The sequence below is a fragment of the Microtetraspora sp. AC03309 genome, from assembly GCF_020826795.1.
Lineage (GTDB): Bacteria > Actinomycetota > Actinomycetes > Streptosporangiales > Streptosporangiaceae > Microtetraspora > Microtetraspora glauca.
Map to the genome: position 1 here is coordinate 1 of NZ_JADDIL010000024.1, position 24,193 is coordinate 24,193.

The 24,193-nt window shown below is 70.4% G+C and carries 25 protein-coding genes; 12 read left to right on the top strand and 13 right to left on the bottom strand.

What is annotated here, in order from left to right; genetic code table 11:
* The coding region (locus IMZ11_RS16230) for a TIGR03557 family F420-dependent LLM class oxidoreductase (RefSeq protein ID WP_228642238.1) at nt 1-898 on the bottom strand (898 nt) is incomplete at its 3' end.
* A gap of 126 nt (nt 899-1,024) precedes the next feature.
* On the opposite strand from IMZ11_RS16230, the gene IMZ11_RS16235 reads away from it, so the two are divergent.
* From IMZ11_RS16235 to IMZ11_RS16250, 4 genes are all read left to right on the top strand, one after another.
* Nucleotides 1,025-1,918, top strand: coding sequence for an ABC transporter ATP-binding protein (locus IMZ11_RS16235; protein ID WP_228642240.1), 894 nt, complete (start codon nt 1,025-1,027; stop codon nt 1,916-1,918).
* Nucleotides 1,919-2,005: 87 nt separating this feature from the next.
* Nucleotides 2,006-2,776: an ABC transporter permease gene (locus IMZ11_RS16240; RefSeq protein ID WP_228642242.1), complete on the top strand. Its 771-nt coding sequence runs from the start codon at nt 2,006-2,008 to the stop codon at nt 2,774-2,776.
* 105 nt (nt 2,777-2,881) lie between these two features.
* Nucleotides 2,882-4,150, top strand: coding sequence for a sensor histidine kinase (locus IMZ11_RS16245; RefSeq protein ID WP_228642244.1), 1,269 nt, complete (start codon nt 2,882-2,884; stop codon nt 4,148-4,150).
* Entirely contained in the window at nt 4,147-4,752 is a 606-nt protein-coding gene (locus IMZ11_RS16250) for a DNA-binding response regulator (protein ID WP_228642246.1), read from the top strand. Before IMZ11_RS16245 ends, IMZ11_RS16250 begins: the two co-directional genes overlap by 4 nt.
* A 119-nt stretch (nt 4,753-4,871) precedes the next feature.
* On the opposite strand, the gene IMZ11_RS16255 is transcribed toward IMZ11_RS16250, so the two are convergent.
* Nucleotides 4,872-5,294, bottom strand: a complete 423-nt coding sequence (locus IMZ11_RS16255) for a hypothetical protein (protein WP_228642248.1) — start codon at nt 5,292-5,294, stop codon at nt 4,872-4,874.
* Between the two features lie 239 nt (nt 5,295-5,533).
* On the opposite strand from IMZ11_RS16255, the gene pip reads away from it, so the two are divergent.
* The 6 genes from pip (at nt 5,534) to IMZ11_RS16285 (ending at nt 10,443) form a co-directional block, all read left to right on the top strand.
* The gene (pip, locus tag IMZ11_RS16260) at nt 5,534-6,496 is read left to right on the top strand and encodes a prolyl aminopeptidase (RefSeq protein ID WP_228642251.1); all 963 of its coding nucleotides are present in this window, start codon (nt 5,534-5,536) and stop codon (nt 6,494-6,496) included.
* A gap of 148 nt (nt 6,497-6,644) precedes the next feature.
* Nucleotides 6,645-7,388 (top strand): MOSC domain-containing protein, encoded by a 744-nt coding sequence (locus IMZ11_RS16265; protein WP_228642253.1) that lies wholly within the window; start codon nt 6,645-6,647, stop codon nt 7,386-7,388.
* Nucleotides 7,389-7,442: 54 nt separating this feature from the next.
* Nucleotides 7,443-8,186 carry a cyclopropane-fatty-acyl-phospholipid synthase family protein gene (locus IMZ11_RS16270; RefSeq protein WP_228642255.1) on the top strand — a complete coding sequence of 248 codons (744 nt, stop codon included), beginning with the start codon at nt 7,443-7,445 and terminating at the stop codon, nt 8,184-8,186.
* Nucleotides 8,187-8,387: 201 nt separating this feature from the next.
* The gene (locus IMZ11_RS16275; protein ID WP_228642257.1) at nt 8,388-9,572 is read left to right on the top strand and encodes an acyltransferase; all 1,185 of its coding nucleotides are present in this window, start codon (nt 8,388-8,390) and stop codon (nt 9,570-9,572) included.
* 131 nt (nt 9,573-9,703) lie between these two features.
* Nucleotides 9,704-9,898, top strand: coding sequence for a DUF5999 family protein (locus IMZ11_RS16280; RefSeq protein WP_061260165.1), 195 nt, complete (start codon nt 9,704-9,706; stop codon nt 9,896-9,898).
* Nucleotides 9,895-10,443 (top strand): ATP-binding protein, encoded by a 549-nt coding sequence (locus IMZ11_RS16285; RefSeq protein WP_228642259.1) that lies wholly within the window; start codon nt 9,895-9,897, stop codon nt 10,441-10,443. The genes IMZ11_RS16280 and IMZ11_RS16285 overlap by 4 nt, the downstream gene beginning before the upstream one ends.
* Here the strand turns inward: IMZ11_RS16285 and IMZ11_RS16290 are convergent.
* The 9 genes from IMZ11_RS16290 to IMZ11_RS16330 all read right to left on the bottom strand — a co-directional run bounded on the left by IMZ11_RS16290 (nt 10,423) and on the right by IMZ11_RS16330 (nt 20,914).
* Entirely contained in the window at nt 10,423-10,851 is a 429-nt protein-coding gene (locus IMZ11_RS16290; RefSeq protein ID WP_228642261.1) for a nuclear transport factor 2 family protein, read from the bottom strand. The genes IMZ11_RS16285 and IMZ11_RS16290 overlap by 21 nt on opposite strands.
* 161 nt (nt 10,852-11,012) lie before the next feature.
* On the bottom strand, nt 11,013-12,440 hold the full coding sequence (locus IMZ11_RS16295) for an L-fucose/L-arabinose isomerase family protein (protein ID WP_228642263.1): 1,428 nt from the start codon (nt 12,438-12,440) through the stop codon (nt 11,013-11,015).
* A 106-nt stretch (nt 12,441-12,546) separates the two neighbouring features.
* On the bottom strand, nt 12,547-14,625 hold the full coding sequence (locus IMZ11_RS16300) for a bifunctional aldolase/short-chain dehydrogenase (RefSeq protein ID WP_228642265.1): 2,079 nt from the start codon (nt 14,623-14,625) through the stop codon (nt 12,547-12,549).
* Between the two features lie 90 nt (nt 14,626-14,715).
* On the bottom strand, nt 14,716-15,873 hold the full coding sequence (gene rhaI / locus IMZ11_RS16305) for an L-rhamnose isomerase (protein ID WP_061260065.1): 1,158 nt from the start codon (nt 15,871-15,873) through the stop codon (nt 14,716-14,718).
* A 12-nt stretch (nt 15,874-15,885) separates the two neighbouring features.
* Nucleotides 15,886-16,203 carry an L-rhamnose mutarotase gene (locus IMZ11_RS16310; RefSeq protein ID WP_061260066.1) on the bottom strand — a complete coding sequence of 106 codons (318 nt, stop codon included), beginning with the start codon at nt 16,201-16,203 and terminating at the stop codon, nt 15,886-15,888.
* A 31-nt stretch (nt 16,204-16,234) separates the two neighbouring features.
* Nucleotides 16,235-17,326, bottom strand: a complete 1,092-nt coding sequence (rhaS, locus tag IMZ11_RS16315; protein ID WP_228642267.1) for a rhamnose ABC transporter substrate-binding protein — start codon at nt 17,324-17,326, stop codon at nt 16,235-16,237.
* A 4-nt stretch (nt 17,327-17,330) separates the two neighbouring features.
* Nucleotides 17,331-18,353 (bottom strand): ABC transporter permease, encoded by a 1,023-nt coding sequence (locus tag IMZ11_RS16320; RefSeq protein WP_228642270.1) that lies wholly within the window; start codon nt 18,351-18,353, stop codon nt 17,331-17,333.
* Nucleotides 18,343-19,365: an ABC transporter permease gene (locus tag IMZ11_RS16325; RefSeq protein ID WP_228642272.1), complete on the bottom strand. Its 1,023-nt coding sequence runs from the start codon at nt 19,363-19,365 to the stop codon at nt 18,343-18,345. The genes IMZ11_RS16320 and IMZ11_RS16325 overlap by 11 nt, the downstream gene beginning before the upstream one ends.
* A gap of 34 nt (nt 19,366-19,399) precedes the next feature.
* Nucleotides 19,400-20,914, bottom strand: a complete 1,515-nt coding sequence (locus IMZ11_RS16330; protein ID WP_061260167.1) for a sugar ABC transporter ATP-binding protein — start codon at nt 20,912-20,914, stop codon at nt 19,400-19,402.
* Nucleotides 20,915-21,140: 226 nt separating this feature from the next.
* Between IMZ11_RS16330 and IMZ11_RS16335 the strand changes: the two genes are divergently transcribed.
* Nucleotides 21,141-22,148: a LacI family DNA-binding transcriptional regulator gene (locus tag IMZ11_RS16335; RefSeq protein WP_228642414.1), complete on the top strand. Its 1,008-nt coding sequence runs from the start codon at nt 21,141-21,143 to the stop codon at nt 22,146-22,148.
* 10 nt (nt 22,149-22,158) lie between these two features.
* Entirely contained in the window at nt 22,159-23,613 is a 1,455-nt protein-coding gene (locus IMZ11_RS16340) for a rhamnulokinase family protein (protein ID WP_228642274.1), read from the top strand.
* On the opposite strand, the gene IMZ11_RS16345 is transcribed toward IMZ11_RS16340, so the two are convergent.
* Both IMZ11_RS16345 and IMZ11_RS16350 read right to left on the bottom strand, forming a co-directional pair.
* The gene (locus IMZ11_RS16345; protein WP_228642276.1) at nt 23,597-23,911 is read right to left on the bottom strand and encodes a hypothetical protein; all 315 of its coding nucleotides are present in this window, start codon (nt 23,909-23,911) and stop codon (nt 23,597-23,599) included. The two genes, IMZ11_RS16340 and IMZ11_RS16345, sit on opposite strands and share 17 nt — an antisense overlap.
* Nucleotides 23,912-23,956: 45 nt before the next feature.
* A complete protein-coding gene (locus IMZ11_RS16350) occupies nt 23,957-24,184 on the bottom strand; it encodes a hypothetical protein (RefSeq protein ID WP_228642278.1) in 228 nt (75 codons plus the stop codon).
* Between the last annotated feature and the right edge of the window lie 9 nt (nt 24,185-24,193).

Consider the following 24,193-nt stretch of genomic DNA (forward strand, 5'->3'; position numbering starts at 1 on the left):
GGCCGATCTGGACCAGGGCGACGTGGGTGAACCCGGCGTCGGTGTACTGGCGCACCGCCTCCACCACGGCGTCGACGTCCGCGCCGCACGGGACCTTCTCCGCGACGTCCTCGGGCCGTACGGTCGCGGCGCAGGCGTCGAAGTTCACCGGCGCGGGCAGTTCGGCCATGACCTTCCAGCCCGCCACCGCCCAGCGCCAGAGCCGGTGGGCCCGCTCCACCGCCGCTCCCCGGTCCGGGTCGTAGGCGATGGCCAGCTGGCCGTAGACCGGCTTGTCCTTGCCGCCCTCGGCGACGAACTTCGCGACCAGGTCGGCGTCCGGATCCGTCGCGACCAGGCCGTCGCCGTACTCGGCGGCGATCTCGCAGGACTGGTCCCCCGAGGCGGCGACCGCGATGGGCACCGGCTCGTCCGGAAGGTCGAACAGGCGGGCCGAGTCGACGTCGAAGTGCGCGCCGCGATAGCTCGTGTACCCGCCCTCGAACAGCTCCTGGATGATCTCGATGGCCTCGCGGAACATGTCGTGCCGCGTGTTGACCGGCGGCCAGCCGTGGCCGATCACGTGCTCGTTGAGGTTCTCCCCCGCTCCCAGGCCGAGGGTGAACCGTCCCTCGGACAAGGCTCCGACGGTGGCCGCCTTCTGCGCGACCACCGCCGGGTGGTACCGCATGATCGGGCAGGTGACGTACGTCATGAGCGGCAGGCGCCGGGTCGAGACGGCCGCCGCGCCCAGCACCGACCACGCGTACGACGCGTGCCCCATCTCCTCCAGCCAGGGGAAGTAGTGGTCGGAGATCACCGCGTAGTCGAACCCCACGCGCTCGGCGATGACGACGTCGTCGACCAGCTGCCTGGGGGGTGTCTGCTCGGTCATCATGGTGTACCCGATCTGAGCCATACGCCGACGACTACCCACCTCCGGCCGGGGCTCGCCGAGGCGGGAGGTCTCTTTGCCGGGCGTCCTCTCACGGAAGTCGTGAATTCTTCACTGCCGCCGTCCCGTGGCGATCCGAAGAATCGGACCATGGAAGCGATCCGGGTGGACGGGCTCAGGAAGAGCTACGCGGACTTCGAGGCGGTCAGAGAGATCTCCTTCAGCGTGGCCAAGGGCGAGATCTTCGCCCTGCTCGGCAGGAACGGCGCGGGCAAGAGCACGACGATGGAGATCCTCGCCGGGTTCCAGCGCCCCGACGGCGGCACCGTACGGGTGCTCGGGCTCGACCCGGTCAAGGACCGCGCCAAGGTGCGCAAGAGCATCGGCATCATGCTGCAGGAGGCGGGGTTCTTCCCCGACCTGACCGTGGCGCAGACCGTCGACTCCTGGAGGGAGTTCGTCCCGGTCGCCCGGCCCCGCGCGGAGGCCCTGGAGCTGGTCGGTCTGACCGGCAAGGCGGGGACCAAGGTGCGCCAGCTCTCCGGCGGTGAGAAGCGCCGGTTGGACCTCGCGCTGGCCACGCTCGGCCGTCCCGACCTGCTCTTCCTCGACGAGCCCACGACGGGCATGGACCCCGAGGCGCGCAAGGCCACCTGGGACGTCGTCACCGACCTGGCCGCGCGGGGCACCACGGTCCTGCTCACCACGCACTACCTGGAGGAGGCCCAGCGGCTCGCGACCACCATGGCGATCATGGACAAGGGCGCGATCGTGGCGAGCGGCGGCATGGCGGAGACCCTGGCGGCCCAGACCGGGCGGGTGGCGTTCGAGCTGCCTTCGGGGGTGGAGGCGCGGGACCTGCCCGTGGGCGTCACGGCCGTCGAGGGCACCACGGTCGTCTGCCGCGTCCCCGATCCCGACGTGGCCGCGCAGACGCTGCTCGGCTGGGCCGGGGAGCGCGGGCTGCGGCTACGCGGCCTGGAGGTCCGTACGGCGACGCTCGAGGACCTGTTCCTCGACCTGGCGAGCAAGGAGAAGGCGTGACGACCACGGTCTGCGAGACCCTCGCGAGCAAGGAGCGGACGCGATGACGACCGTGGGCGAGACCCAGACAGGTAAGGAGCGGACGCGATGACGACGGTACGCGAGACCCTGGCGGTCGCCCGCCTCGGCGGCCGGATCTACTGGCGGGACAAGCAGGCGCTGACCGCGACGGTGCTGACCTCGGTGGGGCTCGGCATCGGCCTGCCGGTCATGATGGACCGGCTGCGCCCGGGCGAGACCTCGGTGATCGTCGCCCAGCTGCTCGGCATGCTGGCGGTGTCTCTCACGCTCAGCGGGTTCAACCAGAGCGCGGTCTCGTTGACCGCCCGGCGCGACCAGCTCATCCTCAAGCGGCTGCGGGCCTCCGGGCTGGGCGACGGTGCGGTGCTCGGCGGTGAACTGCTCAACATCATGGCCCAGGGCGTGCTGATCGCACTGGTCACCACGGTCGCGGTGGTGAACCTCACCTCGGCCACCGCGCCGCGCGACCCGGTCCTGTTCACGGTCTTCGTGGTGCTCGGCGCGGCCGTGATCACGTCGCTCGGCGCCGCCTGGACCGTGGTGATCCCCCGGGCGGAGGTGGCCGCGCCGCTGAGCATCCCGTTCTTCATGATCGCGGGATTGGGCGCCGGTGCCTTCGGGCCGATGAACCAGCTCCTTCCTGGCTGGCTGTCGACCGTACTCGACCTGCTGCCCACGGCCGCGGTGGTCACGGTGGGCAGGGCGACGTTCGCCGACGGCACGTTCGCCGGTGACCTGCAGGCCGCGGTGGTACCGCTGCTGAACCTGAGCGTCTGGGCCGCCGTCGCGCTGCTGGTCATCAGCCGCCGGTTCCGCTGGGAGCCGCGCCGCTCATAGTCGGGCCGCTCATAGTCGGGCCGCTCATAGTCGGGCCGCTCATAGTCGGGCCGCCCGAATCGGGCCGGTCATAGCCGATCACGCCATAATCGGGACGTCATGCGTATGAGTTCGCAAACCCTGGCCATCGCCGTGGTCGGCACGATCTCGGTGGGATTCACGATCACCATGATCGCCTCGGTCCTGATGTTCGGCTCCTTGCTGTACGACGGGATCATGGTCGCGGGAATGGCCGGGTTCTTCGTCCCCCACTACCTTCAGATACGCGCGGCCCTGCGGGAACGAGTCTTCCGGGGATTCCCGGTCGCTCTCCTCGTGCAGGCGGTGGCCACCTACGCGCCGATGCTCGCGTTCGGCCACTACTGGATCGCCCCGATGGCTCCGATCCTCATGGGGGCGGTGCTGCTCCGCCTGCGGTTCGCCGTGGCCCTGCCGATCGTGGCCTGCGCCATGACCGTGCACGCCTGGGTGTTCACCGTCACGCCGGGCGGCACCGTGGGAAGCGGCTTCTACTACGCGATCACGGTTTTCGTGACCGGTTTCGTGATCTACGCGGTGACCCGGCTCGTGGTCGTGACCAGGGAACTCGAGCGGGCCCGTGCCGATCTCGCCGAGGCCGCGGTACTGAAGGAACGGCTGCGCATCTCCCGCGATCTCCACGACGGGCTCGGACACAGCCTGTCCGCCATCGCGCTCAAGGGCGACCTGGCCAGAAGGCTCGTCGAACGTGACCCCGTCATGGCCTCCGGCGAGCTCGACGAGCTGGTCCGGGTCGCCAGGGACGCGGCGCAGGACGTACGGCAGGTGGCCCGCGGGTTCAGGGAGATGTCCCTGACGCAGGAGGTGCACCGGGGCACGGCGCTGCTGGAGGCCTCCGGCGTCGACTGCCACGTCAACCTCGCCGAGATCGAGCTTCCGAAAGCCGTCGGCGAGACCCTCGCCTGGGGTGTGCGCGAAGGCGTCACCAACGTCGTACGGCACAGCCGCGCGACCACCTGCTCGATCAGCACCTCCCGCCGGGGCCGTGCCGTACGCCTTGAGGTGGTGAACGACGGCGCCTCGGGAACCGGCGCCTCGGGACCCGGCGCCTCGGCAGGCGGCACCAATCAGGACGGCGCCATGCAGGACGGCGCCATGCAGGACAGTGCCAAGCAGGACAGTGCCAAGCAGACCGGCGTTCCGGGGGCAGGTGGCTCCGCCGGTAGTGGTGGCGGCGACGGCGGCAACGGGCTGGCGGGGCTGCGTGAGCGGGCCGCCCAGATCGGCGGATCCTTGCTCGCGGAGCGCGTCGGCGACAGCGGGTTCCGCCTGGTCATGGAGGTGCCCCTGGCCGTACCCGCTCCCGGAGCGGCGGGAACGGAGGTGCCGGTGTGATCAGGGTGCTGCTCGCCGAGGACATGCATATGATCAGAGCGGCGCTGACGGCGCTGCTGCGTCTCGAATCCGACATCGACGTGGTCGCCGAGGTTACCCGAGGGGACGAGATCGTCCCCGAGGCCCTCCGCGCGCGACCGGACGTGGCGGTCGTCGACATCGACCTCCCCGTCGTGGACGGCATCACCGCCGCGGCCGAGCTGCGCGACCGCCTGCCCTCCTGCCGGATCCTGGTGCTCACCGCGATGGGCCGGCCCGGACAGGTACGGCGCGCCCTGTCGGTCGGCATCGAGGCGTTCCTCGTCAAGGACGCCCCCGGCGACCGGCTCGCCGACGCCATTCGCCGTACCGCGCAGGGCCTGCGCGTCCTGGATCCCGAACTGGTCGCGTCCGCGATGGAGTACGGCGCGAGCCCGCTGACGCCCCGGGAGACGACCGTGCTCAAGGAGGCCGCCCGCGGCTCGGCGGCGGAAGAGATCGCGGGGCGGCTGCACCTCTCCGCCGGAACTGTTCGGAACTACCTGACCAGCGCGATCGCCAAGACCGGCGCACGCAACAAGATCGACGCCATCCGGGTGGCCCAGGACGCCGGCTGGCTCTGACCCGAGTCCGTGTACAGGAGGGGGCACCTGCCGATCGGATCGGAGAACTTCGTCGTCGTGACAGGAGGGCCATGATCCGCTGACCCCCTCGGATCGATCTCACCGGCCCTTCGGGTCGCTCAGTCGCGGCGGCCGAGCTCTTCGCAGAGAAGGCTGGCGCCGATGCCCACGAGCCAGGTGTCCTTGGCGATCGCGATCCCCTCCCGCGTGGGCCGCAGGCTGCCCTCCTCCCGCAGACCGGGCGTCTTGAGGTACAGGCCCATCAGTCCGCCGGCGAACGCGGTGAGCGCGGCTCCCGCGAGAACCGACGGGACGACCGGGACCAGCAACGCCACCCCGAGCGCGATCTCCGCCTTGGACAGCAGGTTGACGAAGGACATGGGGTCCATGTCCTTGAGGAAGGGATAGGTCCCCGAGGCCATCCCGTGCAGACCGGCGGCGGTCTCCTCGTCCGCGGACGCCTTACTGAGTCCCGAGTTCAGCATGAACAGCCCGGTGGCCAGCCGTACGGGAATCTGGTGTGGCCGGACAAGAAACCTCATGTCTTCCCCCGAAGAGCGATTCATCCGGTCAATCCGCCCTACCCGGTGGCGTCCCCTGTATCCCCCGCTTGAACTTTTATTGATCGCCGCGAGGGCGGGGCTGTGCCACCGGAACGCGCCTGGAACAGCGGCTCGCGGGAACAGCGAGCCGGGAGACGGCAGGTGGTGATGACAGGGATCGTGGGACAGCGGTGCCGCACAGCGCCGACCGGGGTGACGACGGATCATAATGACCGCTCATGAGGACGCTTTATCCACCGATCGAACCCCATGATTCCGGCCTGCTCGACGTCGGCGACGGCAACCAGATCTATTGGGAAGTGTGCGGCAACCCCCGGGGCAAGCCCGTCGCCATGGTCCACGGAGGTCCCGGAGGCGGCTGCACCGCGGAGCACCGCCGCCAGTTCGATCCGGAGGCGTACCGCGTCGTGCTGTTCGACCAGCGCAACTGCGGGCGCAGCCGGCCGCACGCGTCCGATCCCGCGGTGTCCCTTGAGCACAACACGACCTGGCATCTGGTCGCCGACATGGAGCGGCTCCGCGAGCATCTCGGGATCGACCGGTGGCAGGTGTACGGCGGGTCCTGGGGCAGCGCGCTCTCCCTGGCGTACGCACAGAGCCATCCCGACCGGGTGTCCGAGCTCGTGCTGCGCGGCGTCTTCACGCTGCGGCCGGTCGAGCTGCGCTGGTTCTACCAGGAGGGGGCCTCGATGGTCTATCCCGACCTGTGGGAGAGCTACGTCGCGCCGATCCCGGAGGACGAGCGGCATGACCTCATCGCCGCCTTCCACGCGCGGCTGAACGATCCCGATCCCGCCGTACGGGTTCCCGCGGCGCGGGCCTGGAGCGTGTGGGAGGGCTCGACCATCACGCTGCACCGCGATCCCGGGATCATCGCCAAGCACGCCGACGACGACTACGCGGTCTCGTTCGCCAGGATCGAGAGCCACTATTTCGTGCACGGCGGCTTCTTCTCGGAGGAGCAGTTGCTCCGCGGCATCGACCGGATCAGGCACATTCCCTGCGTCATCGTGCAGGGACGGTACGACATGTGCACTCCGGCGGCCACCGCGTGGGACCTGCACCGGGCCTGGCCGGAGGCCGAGTTCCACATCGTCGACGACGCGGGGCACGCCTACTCGGAGCCCGGCATCCTGGACCGCCTCATCGAGGCGACCGATCGCTTCGCCCATCGGCGCTGAACGGAAGCACCGGCGTTCGCGGGGACCGTGAGGTCCAGGCCGCGGGGACCGTGAGGTCCAGGCCGCGGGGACCTCGCCAAGCGCCTTCTCGTAAACAGGGGCTTTGCACCGTTGCGTCCGATTTACCAGACGACCCTAAAATCGAGGCATGTATCGGGGAACCGTCGACGGCCTGTACCGCTGGCCGGTCAAGTCCTTGCGCGGAGAACGCGTTGCCGCCGCGCTGCTGGATCACCGGGGGCTGGCCGGCGACCGGGCGTACGCGCTCATCGACGAGCGTCCCGCGCACGCGGGGAGGCGGCTCACGGTACGGCAGTCGCCCGGGATGCTGGCCTGGGAGGCCGCGTACCCGGCGACCTGCGACGGCTCTCCCGAACCGCCGGGGTCTCCGGTGCTCTACTCGCCCGGCGGAGTGCCGTGGGCGTGGGACGATCCCGAGCTGCCCGCCGAGCTGACCGGCTCGTACGGCGTACCGCTCTCGCTCCGGGCGGCGGACGGCCAGCAGGACCGGGGCCCGACGGTGCTGGTGACCTTCGAGGCGTCCCTGCGCGGCCTGGAGGAGGAGATGGGCGCGGAGGTGGAGCTGGACAGGTTCCGTCCCAACGTCCATCTGGTCACCGACGCGCCCGCGTTCGCGGAGGAGTCGTTCACGGAGGGCACCGTGATCTCGGTGGGCGAGGCCGTCCTGGAGGTGACGGGCGACCACACGGGGCCCTGCATCCGCTGTGCCGTACCGAGTTGGGATCCGCAGGGGCGGCAACGCTGGCCGGAGCTGCAGAAGCATCTCATCACGGCCCATGAGAACAAGTTCGGCGTGATCATGCGGGTGACCGGTCCGGGAACGGTGCGCGTCGGCGCGGCCGCCGAAGTCCGGCCACAGCCGCACCGATAGCCCACAAGGGATATTCAGTAGCGTTCCGGGCGCAGCATAGGAAAAGGTCTGCGGATGGAACGTGATCTGATCAGCCACATCGCGCACGACGACCACCCCATCGCGTCGCCCATCAGCGAAGCCCATATCGACCGCCTGCTCACCCGTGCCCGGCTGCCCAAGGGGGCACGGGTCCTCGATCTGGGCTGCGGCGGGGCCCAGTGGACGCTACGGGCACTCGCGCTCTATCCGGACGCGACGGCCGACGGTGTGGACATCTCCGCCCACGCCCTCGCCTCCGCCGCCGAGGCCGCCGAGGAGGGGCGGGTGACCGACCGGATCCGCCTGCACCAGGCGTCCGCCACGGAGTTCACCGGCGACGACGGCCCGTACGACCTCGTGTTCTGCGCGGGGGCGACGCACGCCTTCGGCGGACTCGTCCCGACCATGGAGGCGATCGCCCGCCACCTGCGTCCCGGCGGCCTCGCCCTGGTCGGTGAAGGATTCTGGGAGCGGACGCCCACCCCCGAGGCGCTCGCGCTGGTCGACGATCCGGATGACTACGCCGATCTCGCCGGGACCGTGGCGCGGGCCGAGAGCGCGGGCTACGTCACCGTCTACGCCCATACCAGCGAGCTCGGGGAGTGGGACGAGTACGAGTGGTCCTGGACCGGAACCCTGCTCCGCTGGGCCGAGGAGAACCCCGGCCCCGACGGCACGGCGGCGCGCGAGGCCGCGCTCGACCACCGTGACATGTGGCTGAAGGGATACCGGGGCGTCCTCGGCTTCGTCTCGCTCCTGCTGCGCCGTACCCGCTAGCCGGGTCGTCTCCGGCCGGTCACGCCCTGCCGCGCACGGCCCGGTCCGCCACGCCTCCCGCGTTTCATGGATCTTCCTGGCCCGTCGCCGCCTGTCGCCCTGGCGGCCGGGATCCACGAAACGCTCCCGGAGGCGGATCACATCCGGTCGAACCTGGCACTCCCTCTGCGCGCACAAGGCGCATCCTTTAATGTGACATGAGTGCCGATTGACGACCAGCCGCCCATAACCCGATATAGGTGGCTCGATGCGTTGCGCGGGCTGGGCGCGACCGCGGTGCTCCTCGAACACATGACGTACCGTTTCCTGCCCGATGTCCGACCGACCTGGTTCAACCTGGGCAACTACGGCGTACTGGTGTTCTTCCTGGTCAGCGGGTACATCATCCCCGCATCGCTGGAGCGCAGGGGCGACGTGCGGGCGTTCTGGATCGGCCGGGTCTTCCGCCTCTATCCGCTGTACGTCCTGACCATCGTGATCGTCCTCGCGATGGCCTCGATCGCGCCGTTGCGCAAGAACATCGACCTCGTCGGGCACATCACGATGCTGATGGAGGTCACCGGCTCCTGGGCGTTCACCGAGCCGATGTGGACGCTGTCCTACGAGATGGTCTTCTATATCCTCGTCACCGCCCTGTTCGTGGCGGGCGTGCACCGGCGCAGCGGGCTGTTCGCCCTGGCGTTCGGGCTGCTGTCGGTCCTGGTGGCGTTCGCCATGCCGACCCGGGGCCTGCTCGGCGGTCCGGTGGTGCCCGTCGTCGTGCTGGCGGTGCTCCTGGCCGGCCTGGGCGGCGTCCTGTTCGGCTCCGGGAGGGTCCGTACGGCGGGGGCGCTGATCCTGGGCACGCTCGCCATCGCGCTCGTCGTGGTGGGCAGCCGTGTGCCCTGGCAGGGGGCGATGGTCCTGGCGGTCATGTTCACCGGCACGGTGATCCACCGATGGGAGCGCGGTCAGGGATCGGGGATCTGGCCCGTCCTGGGGGTGGCGTTCCTGATCTGCCTGACCCCTTTCATGAAGCCGGTGACCGTGAACGGGATGGCCAACCTGATGACGGTCGCCCTGGCCGGGGGCACGTTCTGCCTCTTCTACGCCCTGCGCGGCCGGCGCATCCCGTACGGCCTGGCCTGGCTGGGGCTGATCAGCTATTCGGTCTACATGTTGCACATGCCGTTGCTGCGGCTCTTCTTCTTCGTCGCGGGCGATCCGCTCAGGTTCCCCGTGGTGGTCCAGCTCGGGCTCGGCCTCGGTGTCCTCGCCGCCGTGTGCGGTGTGAGCTGGCTGACCTACCGGTTCGTCGAGCTGCCGATGCAGCGGGTCGGCCGCCGCCTGGCGAAGGGACGCCCCGCGGTCCCCTCCCCTCCCCGGGACCGCATTACCATTGGTTAGCACGAGTGGGTAGCGGAGAATACGTACCCATATGGGGGTTTATCCCCTCACGACGTGGTCGCTCCCTTGGGCATCCTGATGGTGGAAGAAAAACCACCACGACCAGCGAGGATCTCCCGAAGGACGACATGATGTGCAAGCACCGGCCTTCCTGCCCTCCCGCCTCCGCCTCCGATCACGAGGCGGCCATCCTGGTGGCCTACCACCCGGAGCAGGGCTGGGGCCTGCTTTGCAACGGTGTGGTGGTCTTCGACGACAGCGGTGAGCTGCTGCCCGACGGGCGCAGTGTCCCGGCCGATCGGAAGCTTTCGGGGTGTGCGGCATGACCATCGACATCGCGGCCGCGGGCGTGCGGAACGCCCCGGTCACTTCGGCGTTCTCGGCCCGGCGGACCTGGGCCGTCGACTGGGACCGCGCGTGGGTCAAGGCCGAGACCGAGGCCGTCCGGCCCTCCCGCGAGCCCGAGCGTGCGCCCGAGACGCTCACCGCCACCTGGGAGCTGCCGCAGCGCCTGGCCTCCACCTGCATGGCGAGGCGCGTGACCCGCGCCCGCCTCAACACGTGGGGCCTGCCGCAGGACACGATCGACGTCGCCGAACTGCTCGTCAGCGAGCTGGCCGGCAACGCGCTGCGCCACACCCACGGCCCCGTCCAGCTCTCCCTCTTCTTCACGGAGGGCCTGCTGCGCTGCGAGGTCGAGGACGCCGACCGGAACCCGCCGCGCATCCGCGAGGCGGACGACGACGACGAGCGGGGTCGCGGGCTGAGCATGCTCGACCTGCTCTCCTGCTGCTGGGGAAGCGACCCCACGCCCACCGGCAAGATCGTGTGGTTCGAGCTGTCGGCACGCTCAGACGTCGGCCTCCGGTAGGAGGCCGAGCTGGGCCAGCAGCTCAAGCTGGTCGAAATAGAAGCGCATGCTGACCATGAGGCCGTCCTCGACCGTGCACATGGCGCAACAGCGGAGCTGGATGGGCCGGCCCGTTCCGGGGACGGCGCGGCCGCCGGGCATCAGATAGGTGCCCCCGTGGGTGCCGACCATCATCAGCTCCTCGGCCGCGAGGTCGCCGTGGTCGACCTTCTCCCACACGATCGCGCGGACGTCCGGGAACGCGGCGAAGAACTGCCCGATGTACGAGGCGATCTCCTCGTGTCCCTCCGCCGGGCCCTCGGGGCTGATCCACACCGCGGCCGGGCTGACATTACGCAGCAGCGCGTCGATGTCGTGGTTGTTGAACGCGGCCGTATGCCTGTCCAGAACCTCCCGGGCCTGGGTCATGATGCCTCCTTCCCGCCGGTGGTCGTCGTACCGTTCCCCCTGCGCACCCCCCTACGCGAAATGGTACGACGCACCGGCGGGACCCCCCGGCCCCAGCTACGGGACCCAGCTACGGGACGCTGCGGCGACCCATAGCTGGTGAACTCCTGAAGAGCGCGAAATCACGGAGCGACCTCGACCAGGTCCACGCCGAGAAGGTCGGCCACGGCGCGCAGCTCGGCCGCGCGGTGCCCGACGCCGAGCGCCCAATGGTGGGAGATCCCGGTGGCGCTCCACTGGTCGACCCACTCCCCGGGGTCGCAGCCGAAGTCGACCCGCGAGGTGGTGTTGCCGATCCGCAGCAGCGGGCCGTCCACGACCTCGCCCTCGGACACGACGAAACCGAACCTGCCGTCGGGCTTGTGCAGCAGCCCGAACGCGGTGACCGGACCGTGCGCCACGTCGAACTCGACCGACACACCCCAACCGCGCTTCCCGTGGTAGACGCCGAGCCCGCGCAGCAGCGGGCGCCGGGCGCTGATGGCCAGGTGGGCCGGCCCGTCGTGGCCCATCTCGACGTGTCCACGGGTGAAGTCGAGCGCCTGCAGTTCGGTGAACGAGCCGCCGCCGCCCAGCCGGTCCATGATCATCATCGCCAGCGAGGTGCGCAGCTCGTACTCGCCGGCCGTGGGCACGCCCCGGGCCGTGAGCAGCGAGGCGCCGAGGATCATCCCGGCGCCCAGCCGCTCGTGGATCTCGCCGTCCAGACCGCGGTGGTAGTACGCGAGGCTGTCCAGCGAGAAGTCGTCCACCAGCCGGTCGAGGCCGACGGACACGCGTGCCGCCCAGGAGAAGTCGTCCTCGTTGACCGTGTCGGCCAGCTCGAAGACGTCCCTGGCCAGGTCCATCCGCTGCGTGACCTCGGAGTCGGTGACCTTCTCCACCCGTACGCGGAGGTCGTCGAACTCCAGGACCTCGACGTGACCGCCGAGGTTGGCGGTGACGAGGGTGAGGTCGGTCGCGACGTCGAGCATGCCCGGGTAGAGGTGGCCCATCAGGCCGTGCCGTCCCCGGCGCAACGCCGCCCGCACCCCCGCCGCCCTGACCCAGCGGCCGATCTTCGACCAGGCCCGCTCGTCCTCCAGGTAGCCGGAGACCGAGCGGAACGGGATGCCGCAGCGGGTGAAGGCGTTCGCCATCTCCGGCAGCGGGCAGGCGCCGCAGTACGCGAGCCACTGCCCGGTGTCGAAGGTGGCGTGGTCCATCGACTCGGTCGGCTGCAGGTTGATCAGCAGCACCGGAGCGCCGCTGCGCTGCGCGACGGGGACGAGCATCGTCGCCGTCATGTACGTGGTGAGGAAGCCGACGATGATGTCGCAGCCCGCCTCGCGCAGCCGCTCCGCCGCCGCCGCGCCCTCCTGGGCGTCGGAGATGAAGCCCACGTCCACGACGTCGCAGCCGAGATCGCGCATCCGTTCCGACACGCGGTCGGCGGAGCGCCGCAGCTGCGGCAGCAGGTCGGGGAACTGCGGCCAGTACGCGCCGAGTCCCCCGGCGACCAGCCCTACTCGCGTGCGCGGAGGGCTGATCCGATCCAGCTCGATGGTCATGACACGTCCTCTCGGGGGATGGCGTCGGAACGTCGAGGAACGATCGCCGGGACGCCGAGGACCGGCGCGGAGAACGCCCGGTCCTCGGCGCGAAGAACGCCGTTGCTCAACGAAGGAAGGCCGCCGCCACTCCGGCGTCGACCGGGATGTGCAGTCCGGTGGTCAGCGACAGGTCGCCGCCGGTGACGGCGAACACCGCCGCCGCGATGTGCTCGGGCAGCACCTCGCGCTTGAGCAGGGTCCGCTGGGCGTAGAACTCGCCGAGCTTCTCCTCCGGCACGCCGTACACGGCGGCGCGGTTGGCACCCCAGCCCGAGGAGAAGATGCCCGAGCCGCGGACCACGCCGTCGGGGTTGATCCCGTTGACGCGGATGCCGTACTCGCCCAGCTCGGCCGCGAGCAGCCGTACCTGGTGCGCCTGGTCGGCCTTCGCCGCGCCGTACGCGACGTTGTTGGGGCCGGCGAAGACCGAGTTCTTGGACGAGATGTAGACGATGTCGCCGCCCATGCCCTGGTCGATCATGATCCGGGCGCCCTCCCTGGAGACCAGGAAGGATCCGCGCGCCATCACGTCGTGCTGCAGGTCCCAGTCCTGGACCGTGGTCTCCAGCAGCGAGCGCGAGAGCGACAGGCCGGCGTTGTTGACGATCAGGTCGACGCCGCCGAAGGCCAGCGCGGCCTGCCCGAACGCGGCGGCGATCTGCTCCTCGCCGCTCACGTCCACGCCCACGGCCACCGCGACGTCCGCGGCCCGGTACGCGCGGGCGCCGAGCTCGGCGGCGACCTTCTCCGCCGCGGCGAGGTCGCGGTCGGCGACGACCACGCAGGCCCCTTCGGCGGCGAGGCGGCGCGCGGTGGCGGCCCCGATGCCGGACCCGCCGCCGGTGACCAGGGCCACCCGCCCGGCCAGCGGCTTGGGCGCGGGCAGGCGGCGCAGCTTGGCCTCCTCCAGCTCCCAGTACTCGATCCGGAACTTCTCCACCTCGGGGATGGGCGCGTAGGAGGAGACGGCCTCGGCGCCGCGCATCACGTTGACGGCGTTGAGGTAGAACTCGCCGGCCACCCGGGCGGTCTGCTTGTCCTTGCCGAAGGAGAACATGCCGACGCCGGGGACCAGCACGATCGCCGGGTCGGCGCCGCGCATGGCCGGGGAGTCGGGCGACGCGTTGCGGTCGTAGTACGCGCGGTACTCCTCGCGGTAGACCGCGTGCAGCTCGCGGAGCCGGGCCGTGGCCTCCTCCGGCGACGCGGTCGCGGGGAGGTCGAGCACGAGCGGGGCGACCTTGGTACGGAGGAAGTGGTCCGGGCAGGACGTGCCGAGCGCGGCCAGGCGGGGGTGCTCGGCCCGGGACAGGAACTCCAGCAGCTCCGGGGTGTCGGTGAAGTGGCCGACCTGCCGCGCGTCGGTGCTCGCCAGGCCGCGGATGAGCGGGAACAGCGCGGCGGCCCGCGCGCGCCTGTCCTCCTCCGCCAGCGGTTCGTAACCGGGCAGGACCGGCCCGAACGGCTCCGGCCTGCCGTGCTCGGCGATGTACGCCTCGGCGGTACGGATGATCTCCAGCGAGTTCGCCTGGCACGCGTCGGAGGTGTCGGCCCACGCGGTGATGCCGTGGCCGCCCAGGATGCACCCGATGGCCTGCGGGTGCTCCCTCCTGATCGCGGCGATGTCCAGGCCGAGCTGGAAACCGGGCCGCCGCCAGGGCACCCAGACCACCCGGTCACCGAAGATCCGCCGGGTCAGCTCCTCGCCGTCGGCGGCGGTCGCGATCGCGATGCCCGCGTCCGGGTGGAGGTGGTCCACGTGCGCGGCCTCCACCAGGCCGTGCATGGCGGTGTCGATGGACGGCGCCGCGCCGCGCCGCGTCCGTCCCGGCTCCGCCACCCCGCCCAGGCCGAACGCGCAGAAGTCGAACGCGGCGACCATCTCGTCCTCGCGCTCGACGCCCGGGTAGACGCCGGTCAGCGCGCGCAGCCGGTCGAGCCGGAGTACGGCGAGGCCGGACTCGGCCAGCGTGCCGAGGTCGCCGCCGGACCCCTTGACCCACATCAACTCGACGTCGGAGCCGGTCACCGGGTCCACGGCCACGCCCTTGGCCGAGGTGTTACCCCCGGCGAAGTTGGTGTTCCGGGGGTCGGCCCCGAGTGCGTGCGACCGGTTCAGCAGCTCTTCAACCGGCGAAGTCATGAAATATCCCCCAAAGTGTTCTCAGGCGTCACGGTTGCCGCGGTGCCTCGGTGTTCCCAGGCGTCACGGTCGCGCGATGCCTCGGTGTTCTCAGGCACCCCAGCCGGCCTGCCGGCCGCCCACTCGCTCGGTGCGGATCTTCTCGAAGTAACCCGAGCGGGCGTACGCCGCCATCGGGTCGCGGTCCAGGCCCTGCTCCTCGCGGAGCTCGGCGAGCAGCGGGCGGACGTCGGTGTTGTAGGCGTCCATCAGGACCGCGTTCGCGCCGAGCACGTCGCCCGCCGCCTGCGCCGCGGCCAGCGCGTCGCCGTCCACGAGCAGTGCCTTGGCGGTGGCCTCCTGCACGTTCATCACCGACCGGATCTGGCCGGGGATCTTCGGCTCGATGTTGTGGCACTGGTCCAACATGAACGCCACGCCGGAGTCCGGGCCGTACCCGCCGCCGCGCACGACCTCGTACATGATGCGGAAGAGCTGGAACGGGTCGGCCGCGCCCACCATCAGGTCGTCGTCGGCGTAGAAGCGGGAGTTGAAGTCGAACCCGCCGAGCTTCCCCTCGCGCAGCAGGAACGCCACGATGAACTCGATGTTCGTCCCCGGCGCGTGGTGCCCGGTGTCCACCACGACCTGGGCCTTGGGTCCGAGTCGCAGGCAGTGCGCGTACGCCGTGCCCCAGTCGGGCACGTCGGTGACGTAGAACGCGGGCTCGAAGAACTTGTACTCCAGCAGGAAGCGCTGCCCCTCACCCAGCCGGTCGTACACGGCGGAGAGCGCCTCGGCGAGCCGGTCCTGGCGGGCGCGGATGTCGTCCTGGCCGGGATAGTTCGTCCCGTCGGAGAACCACAGCTTCAGCGTGTCGGACCCGGTGAGGTCCATGATGTCCACGCACTCCAGCAGGTGGTCCAGGGCCTTGCGGCGCACCGCCGGGTCCGGGTTGGTGACGCTGCCCAGCCGGTAGTCGTCGTCCTGGAAGACGTTGGAGTTGATCGCGCCGATCCGCACGCCCAGCTCGGACGCGTGCCTGGCCAGATCGCCGTAGTCGTCCACCTTGTCCCACGGGATGTGCAGCGAGACCCGCGGCGCCACTCCCGTGAACGCGTGCACCTGGGCGGCGTCCGCCAGCTTCTCGTACGGGTCGCGCGGCACGCCCTCCTGCGCGAACACCTTGAACCGGGTGCCGCTGTTGCCGTACGCCCATGACGGCGTCTCGATGGACTGCTGCCGCAGCGCCGCCTTGATGTCGCTCATCGAACCCCCGGTTCAGTCGAGATGGAAAACTTCGCGGAGGGCGACCATGCCCTCGTCCGGAGCGCCGTCGAGCTCCTCGAAGAACGGCGCCATCTCGGCCTGCCAGCGAGCGTTGACGTCCCGCTCGGCCATCGCTGCCCGCGCCGCCTCGAAGTCGTCGGTCTCCAGATAGCCCACGAGGAGGCCGTCCTCGCGGAGGAACAGCGAGTAGTTGTGCCAGCCGGTCTCGCTCAGGGCCTCCCGCATCTCCGGCCACACCGCCTGGTGGCGCTCGCGGTACTCCTCCAGCCGGTCCGGCCGGACCCTGAGCAGGAAGCAGACGCGCTGCATGATCACGTTCCTCGCTGTTCCGTACGCGGGATCAGAAGTCGAACTCGTCGATGTTCTCGGCGTTGAAGGTGAAGGGCGGGCCGAGGATGACCTCGCCGTCCTTGCCGATGGTGAACTCGCCGAGCTTGCCGGCTGTGAACTTCTCGCCCTCGGCGCCGGTGATCCGGCCCGAGGCCAGCGCGGCGGCGCTGAAGCTCGCCAGGTAGCCCAGGTCCTTCGGGTTCCAGAGCGCGAACTCCTTGACGGTGCCGTTCTTGACGTACTCCCGCATCTGGTTCGGCGTGCCGAGCCCGGTCACCGCGACCTTGCCCTTGTACTTCGAGCCGGAGATGTAGCGGGAGGCGGCCGAGATACCCACCGTGGTCGGGGAGATGATGCCCTTCAGGTCGGGGTACGCCTGGAGCAGACCCTGGGTCTCCTGGAAGGACTTCTGGTCGTCGTCGTCACCGTAGGCGACCTTGACCAGCTTGAGGTCCTTGTACTCAGGCTTGCCGAGCTCGTCCTTCATGAACTCGATCCAGGCGTTCTGGTTCGTCGCGTTCGCGGTCGCGGACAGGATCGCGATCTCACCCTTGCCGCCGATCTGGTCGGACAGCATCTTCACCTGGGACCGGCCGATCTCCTCGGAGCTGGCCTGGTTGATGAACAGGTTCCGGCAGTCCTTCGCGGCGTCGGAGTCGTACGCGACGACCTTGATGCCCTTGGACATGGCCTGCTTGAGCGGGCCGCAGACGGCGTTGGCGTCGTTGGCCGCGATCAGGATCGCGTCCTGCTTCTGCTGGATCAGCGTGTTGATGTAGGACACCTGCGAGGAGGCGGAGGCGTCGGACGGGCCGACCTCCTTGGCCTCGCCCTTGTACTCCCCGGCCGCCTCGATGCCCGCCTTGTCGACGATCGTCTCGTACGGGTTGTTGATCTGCTTGGGCAGGAAGGCGATCTTCAGGCCCTCCTTGATGGGGGCGTTCGGATCGGCCGACGCCGGAGCCGAGCCGGTGGTCTGGCCGCCCCCGCCCTGCGCGGCGGTGGAGTCCTTGGTGGTTCCGCCTCCGCAGGCGGACAGACCGAGCGAGAGCAGGCCGACCAGGGCGGCGGCCGAGGCGACCCTTCGCGAAGAAGTGAACATGCGTCTATCCCTCAGGAGTTGGCTGGGTTGTGAGCGTCGGAGTGCGCCGTCGTTGCCGTACGGCGGCCACGAGACGAGGAGTGATCACGGAGATCACCAGGAGCAGACCGGTGACGATGGACTGGATCTCGGTCGACACGTCGTTGAGCATCAGCAGGTTGCGGAGCAGCCCGATCAGCAGCACGCCGGCGATGACGCCCCCGAGCGTCCCCTTGCCGCCGTCGAAGTCGACGCCGCCGAGCAACACGGCCGCGATCACGGCCATCTCCAGGCCGCTGCCGTTGTCGGCACGCGCGCTGCCGTACCGGAAGGTGTAGATGACACCGGCGAACGCGGCGACCACGCTCGCCACCACGAACAGGATGAGCTTGATCCGCTTGACCCGGATGCCGGCGAAGTGCGCGGCCTCCACCTGCGCCCCGATGGCGAACAGCGACCGGCCGAAGCCCGTGGCGTGCAGCACCACCCCGGTCACCGCCGCGAGGACGACGAACAGCATGACGGGGTACGGGATGAACGTTCCGGGCACGTCGTTCACGGCGAGATCGGTGAACTGCTGGGGGAACCCGGCCACCGCGCGGTCGCCGAGCACGACGTAGGCGAGGCCGCGGTAGAGCGCCATCGTGCCGATCGTCACCGCGAGCGACGGCAGCCCGAGGCGGGTCACCAGCAGCCCGTTGACGAGGCCGCACAGCGCGCCCACCACGACGACCAGCGGGATGATCGTCTCGATCGCCCATCCGGCGTCCCAGAGGTTGCCCACCAGCGCGCTGGACAGGCCGAGCACCGAGGCGACCGACAGGTCCACCTCCGCGGCGACCACCAGCAGGGTCATCGCCAGCGCGATCAGCGCGATCTCGCCGAGGTCGCCCAGGGCGAAGGACAGGTTGTCGATGTTGCCGAACTGCGGCGATCCGGTCAGGCCGCCGGCGAACACGAGCACGAGCAGCACGCCGACCAGCACATCCCAGCGGAGGAAACGCTGGAGCGAGCCTCCGAGTGCGCCTGTCGTCACGTCAGGAGCCATGCCGGGCGTTCCTCCTCCGTAGAATCCGCGCGACGCGCAGGGCGAGCAGCCGGTCCACGCTGATCGCCAGGAGCAGCAGCGCTCCGGTGATGGCCTGCTGCCAGAACGGATCGACCTTGAGCACGACCAGCGCGCTCGTGATGGTGGTGAGCAGCAGCGCTCCGAGTGCCGCGCCGTACACGCTGCCGACGCCTCCGGTGATCGCCACACCGCCGACCACGACGGCGCTGACCACCTGGAGCTCCCAGCCGTTGGCCGCGTCGGCGACGACCGTGCCGAACCTGGCCAGCCAGAGCACCCCGGCCAGTCCCGCCAGTCCCCCGCTCAACAGGTAGGCCGTCATCACGCGGCGCCGTACGGGCAGGCCCGCCAGCCGCGCCGCCTCCGGGCTGGAGCCGATGGCGTAGAAGTCCCGGCCCGAGGCGTACGAGCGCAGGTAGTAGCCGGCCGCGGCCATCACCAGCACCGCGATCAGCGGGAGGTACGGGATGCCCAGCACGCCGCCGTTGCCCATCGACAGCAGCGCGGAGGGCAGGTCCACGGCGTTGATCTGCCGGCCGTGGGCGATGAAGTGGTCCAGCCCCTGGATGACGTACAGCGTGCCGAGGGTCACCACGAGGGCGGGCACCCGGCCGAAGCTGACCAGCAGCCCGTTGGCCAGGCCGCAGACCGCGCCGATCGCGACGCCGAGGACGACCGCGAACACGATCCCCCGGCCGTGGTCGGCGGCGAGGAAGTCACCGACGGTGAAGGCGACCAGGCCGACGACCGACCCGACGGACAGGTCGATGTTCTTGGTGATGATCACGAAGGACTGGCCGACGGCCAGCAGCACCAGGATCGACGCGTTGAGGAAGATGTCCTTGACGCCCTGGCCGGAGAGGAAGTTGCCGTTCACTCCGGTGGTCACCGCGACCAGCAGGACCAGTGCCGCCACGATGCTCAGTTCGCGGGCCCGGAACACCAGGTCGACCAGGCTGCGGCCGCCGCGCCCGGCGGTGACGGCGGTCATGCGCGCTCCCCCGTCCCGCCGCTGCAGTGCTCGTTCACGAAGCCCTCCCGGTCGCCGCTGCCATCACGCTCTCCTCTGTCGCCGCGTCCCGCGGGATCTCGGCGACCAGCCGCCCCTCCTGCATGACCAGCACCCGGTCGGCCATGCCGAGCACCTCGGGCAGGTCGGAGGAGATCATCAGTACGGCGAGGCCGTCGGCGGCCAGCTCGGACAGCAGCCGGTGCACCTCGGCCTTGGTGCCGACGTCGATGCCGCGGGTGGGCTCGTCGATGATGAGCACCCCCGGCCGGGTCGACAGCCACTTGCCGAGCACGACCTTCTGCTGGTTGCCGCCGGACAGCACGTTGACCGCGTCCGACAGCCGGTTGAACTTGAGCTGGAGCCGGATCGCCCAGTCGCGGGCCCGGTCCCGCTCGGCGGCCCGCGAGATCACCGGACCGCGGCGGAGGTTCTTCAGACCGGTGAGGCCGATGTTGCGCTCGATCGACTGCTCCATCACCAGGCCCTGCTGCCGCCGGTCCTCGGGGACCAGGGCGAGGCCCGCCGACATCGCGGCGGTCGGCGACGCGGCCGGAAGCCCGCGCCCGTTCACCTCGACCGACCCGGCGTCCCAACGGTCGACGCCGAAGATCGCGCGGGCGACCTCGCTGCGTCCCGCGCCGACGAGCCCGGCGAGCGCGACGATCTCGCCGCGCCGTACCTCGAAGGAGACGTCGGTGAAGACGCCCTCCCGGGTGAGCCGGTGGACCTTGAGCGCCACCTCGCCGGGGACGGTGTCCAGCTTGGGATAGAGGGCGTCGAGGTCGCGGCCGACCATGCGCCGGATCAGGTCGTCGTGGGTCATCCCGGCCACCGGCTCGCTGGCGATCCAGGTGCCGTCGCGGAGGGTCGTGACCCGCTGGCAGAGCTCGAAGATCTCGTCCAGGCGGTGCGAGATGAACAGGACCGCGCATCCCTGCTCGCGCAGGGCCTTGACCACGTTGAAGAGACGGGTGACCTCGGCGCCGGACAGCGCCGCGGTGGGCTCGTCCATGATCAGCACCCGGGCGTCCCTGGAGAGTGCCTTGGCGATCTCGACGAGCTGCTGGTCGGCGATGGACAGGCCGCGGGCGGGCTGCTCGGGGTCGAGTGCCACGCCGAGCCGCTTGAACAGCTCGGCGGCGCGGCCGTGCATGGCCCCGCGGTCGATACGGCGGAGCGCGGCGCGCGGCTGGCGGCCGATGAAGATGTTCTCCGCGACCGACAGGTCGGGGAACATCGTCGGCTCCTGGTAGATCACGGCGACGCCCGCGTTCTGGGCGTCGGCCGGACTGTGGAACTCGACCGGCTCCCCGTCGAGCAGGAGCTGTCCGGTGTCCGGCCGGTACACCCCGGTCAGGGTCTTCACCAGCGTGGACTTCCCGGCGCCGTTCTCACCCGCGAGGGCGTGCGCCTCCCCGGCGAACAGCTCTAGGGAGACGTCGCGGAGCGCCTGCACGGCACCGAACGCCTTGCTCACCCCGCGCAGCGCCAGGACGGGCGGCGCGTCTCCTCCGGGCGGCTCGGTCACCGCGCCCACCCCTTCCCAGAAAAACGTTTTAGCGAACTGCCCCCGGACGGTAATCGCCCAGCTAGAAGCTTGTCAATGGGAGATGAAGCGCTCGTTTCCAGAGCGTTACCCAGCTCCCGATGCAGGATACGTGCAACCATGCTGACCTGCATGTTCAGGTAAGGTCTTGCCAAATCTGGCTAACACGTTTTAATAGATCGCGACCGGAGGAGGGCAGTTGGGCACCGTGACCATCAAGGAGGTCGCCCAGCGCGCGGGGGTGTCTCCAGGCACGATCTCCAACGTGCTCAACCGGCCGGAGCGGGTGGCCCCGGCCACCCGGAAACGCGTCGAGGAGGCGATCCGCGAGCTGGGTTTCGTCCGGCACGGCTCGGCGTCGACGCTGCGCGCCGGTCACAGCCGGATCATCGGCCTGTCCGTGATGGACATCGGCAACCCGTTCTTCACCGACGTCGCGGCGGGCGTCGAGGAGACCGCGAGCGCGCTCGGCTACGCCGTGATCCTGGGCAACTCGGCCGGCTCGCTGGCCAAGGAGGAGCGCAACCTGCGCGTCCTGGCCGAGCAGCGCGTGCGCGGCGTCCTCATCACGCCGTCGGACGACGATCCGGCCCGGTTCGACCAGCTGCGCGATCGGGACATCAGCGTCGTCCTCGTCGATCACCCGGCGCACCGCCCGGACCAGTGCTCGGTCACGGTCAACGACGTGGGCGGCGGCCAGATGGCCATGGCGCACCTGCTCGACCGGGGCGCCCGGCGGATCTGCCACCTCACCGGCCCGCTGACCATCCGGCAGTGCCGCGAGCGAAAGCTCGGCGCCGAGCAGGCCGTGATCGCCGCCGGCCTCGATCCCGCCACCACGCTCGAACTCGTCGAGGCGCCCGCGATGACGGCCCGCGCCGGACAGCAGGCGGCCGAGGGCATGCTCGCCACCGGCCGGCTCCCCGAGGCGGTGTTCTGCGCCAACGACCTGCTCGCCGTCGGCGTACTGCGCGGCCTGCTCCTCGCCGGCGTGAACGTCCCCGACGACGTCGCCCTGATCGGCTACGACGACATCGACTTCGCCGCCGCCTCCACGGTGTCGCTCAGCTCGATCAGACAGCCCACGTACCGGCTCGGCCAGATCGCCACCGAACTGCTGCTCGACGAGTGCGACAACCCCGGCACACACGCCCACCAGCAGATCATGTTCCAACCCGAGCTCGTCCTGCGCGAGTCCACCGGCTCCCCCCGCTGAGAGGTACGAAATGAGCGTTCACGCGGCTGTCGATCTCGGCGCGTCCAGCGGCCGGGTGATGACCGTACGGATCGACGGCGACCGGCTCGACCTCACCGAGACGCACCGCTTCGCCAACCGGCCGGTCCGCGTCGGCGGGACCCTTCACTGGGACGTCCTGGCGCTGTACCGGGGCGTGCTGGACGGGCTCGGCCGGGCCGGACGGGTCGACTCGATCGGCATCGACTCCTGGGCGGTCGACTACGGCCTGCTCGACGCCTCAGGACGGCTGATCGGCAACCCGGTGCACTACCGCGACGAGCGGACCGCCGGGATCATGGAACGCGTCTCCGCCGAGCTGGGGGCGGGCACGCTCTATCAGGTCGGCGGCCTCCAGTTCCTGCCGTTCAACACGATCTACCAGCTGCTCGCCGATCCGCTGCTCGACCGGGCGGAGACGCTGCTGCTGATCCCCGACCTGCTGGCGTACTGGCTGACCGGCTCCGTCGGGGCCGAGATCACCAACGCCTCCACCACCGGCCTGTACGACGTGCGCGCCGGGTCCTGGGCGCACGATCTGGCCGACCGGCTGGGCCTCCCGTCCCGGATCCTGCCCGCGCTGCGGCCGCCCGGCGCCCCCGCGGGGACGCTGCGCGCCGACGTCGCCGCCGAGGCCGGACTGCCCGGCGCCACCCCGGTCACCGCGGTCGCCTCGCACGACACCGCGTCGGCCGTGGCCGCTGTCCCGGCGGTCGGCGGGCGGTTCGCCTACATCTCCTCGGGCACCTGGTCGCTGGTCGGCCTCGAACTGGCCCGGCCCGTGCTCACCGAGGAGAGCCGGCTGGCCAACTTCACCAACGAGGGCGGCCTGGACGGAACCATCCGCTACCTCCGCAACGTGATGGGGCTGTGGATCCTCCAGGAATGCCTGCGCGCGTGGGGCGAGAGCGACCTTCCCGCGCTGCTGGCCGCCGCCGGGCGGGCCCGGCCGTTCGAGGCCGTCATCGATCCGGACGACCCGGCCTTCCTGCCGCCGGGTGACATGCCCGCCAGGATCGCGGACTTCTGCGCGCGCACCGGCCAGCGCCCGCCCACCGGCAGGGCGGAAGCCGTGCGCACCGTGCTGGAGGGCCTGGCCCTCGCCTACCGCAGGACACTCCGCGACGCCGTACGGCTCAGCGGGCAACAGGTGGACGTCGTCCACGTCGTCGGCGGCGGTGCCCGGAACGCGCTGCTCTGCCAGATGACCGCCGACGCCACCGGCCTTCCCGTGGTCGCCGGTCCGGTGGAGGCCGCCGCGCTCGGCAACGCGCTGGTCCAGGCCCGCGCCCAGGGTGTGGTCTCCGACATCCGCGCCCTCGTCCGGCACAGCGAGCGGCTCGTGACGTACGAGCCGCGGGGAGACCGCGCGGCCTGGGACGCCGCCGAATCCCGCCTCGCCGAGCTCACGGCCGAGCTTCCCCCTGACCTCACCGCCAGGCTCTGACCAGGTCATCCGGCCCGTACGCGGTCACGCCGGAGCAGGACACCCCGCTCCTCGACACCGCGACCAGCGGGAGTACCCGGTCCGTGAGCGCGGACCTGTGCTTGATCAGCCGCTGCAGATCATGATCGTCGAAGGGGCCTTCGAGCCACTTGATCGACCCGACGAAGCGCAGCTGCGAGCAGTTGGAGCGCGCTGTTCCAGTTGCCCGGCGCCGCCTCGGCGAACCGGTCACGGTGAGGCAGCGCCGAGAGCGCGACATCGGCCCGCAGTTGCTCCAGTCGGCCATGCTGAATGGCACTTCGAGGGATACTATCGCCGGCGAAACTATCGTCGATCGAAGTATTCACGCCTGGCCGAGGCGGCGGAGCAGCTGCTCACGTCTGAGTTCGAGGTCCTCGATCAACGCTTCCTGCTGTTCGACCTGGGTGATCACGGCCGACATCTCGGCGGCGTCCGTGGGGCCGGCCCCACGCCCCCCGATCTCCCTGCGCATGTCCACCACCTCCTGGCGCAACCGCACCAGATCGGCGTCCACCCGCTCCAACTGCTCCCTGTACTTCAGTTCGTTCATCGATTCCCG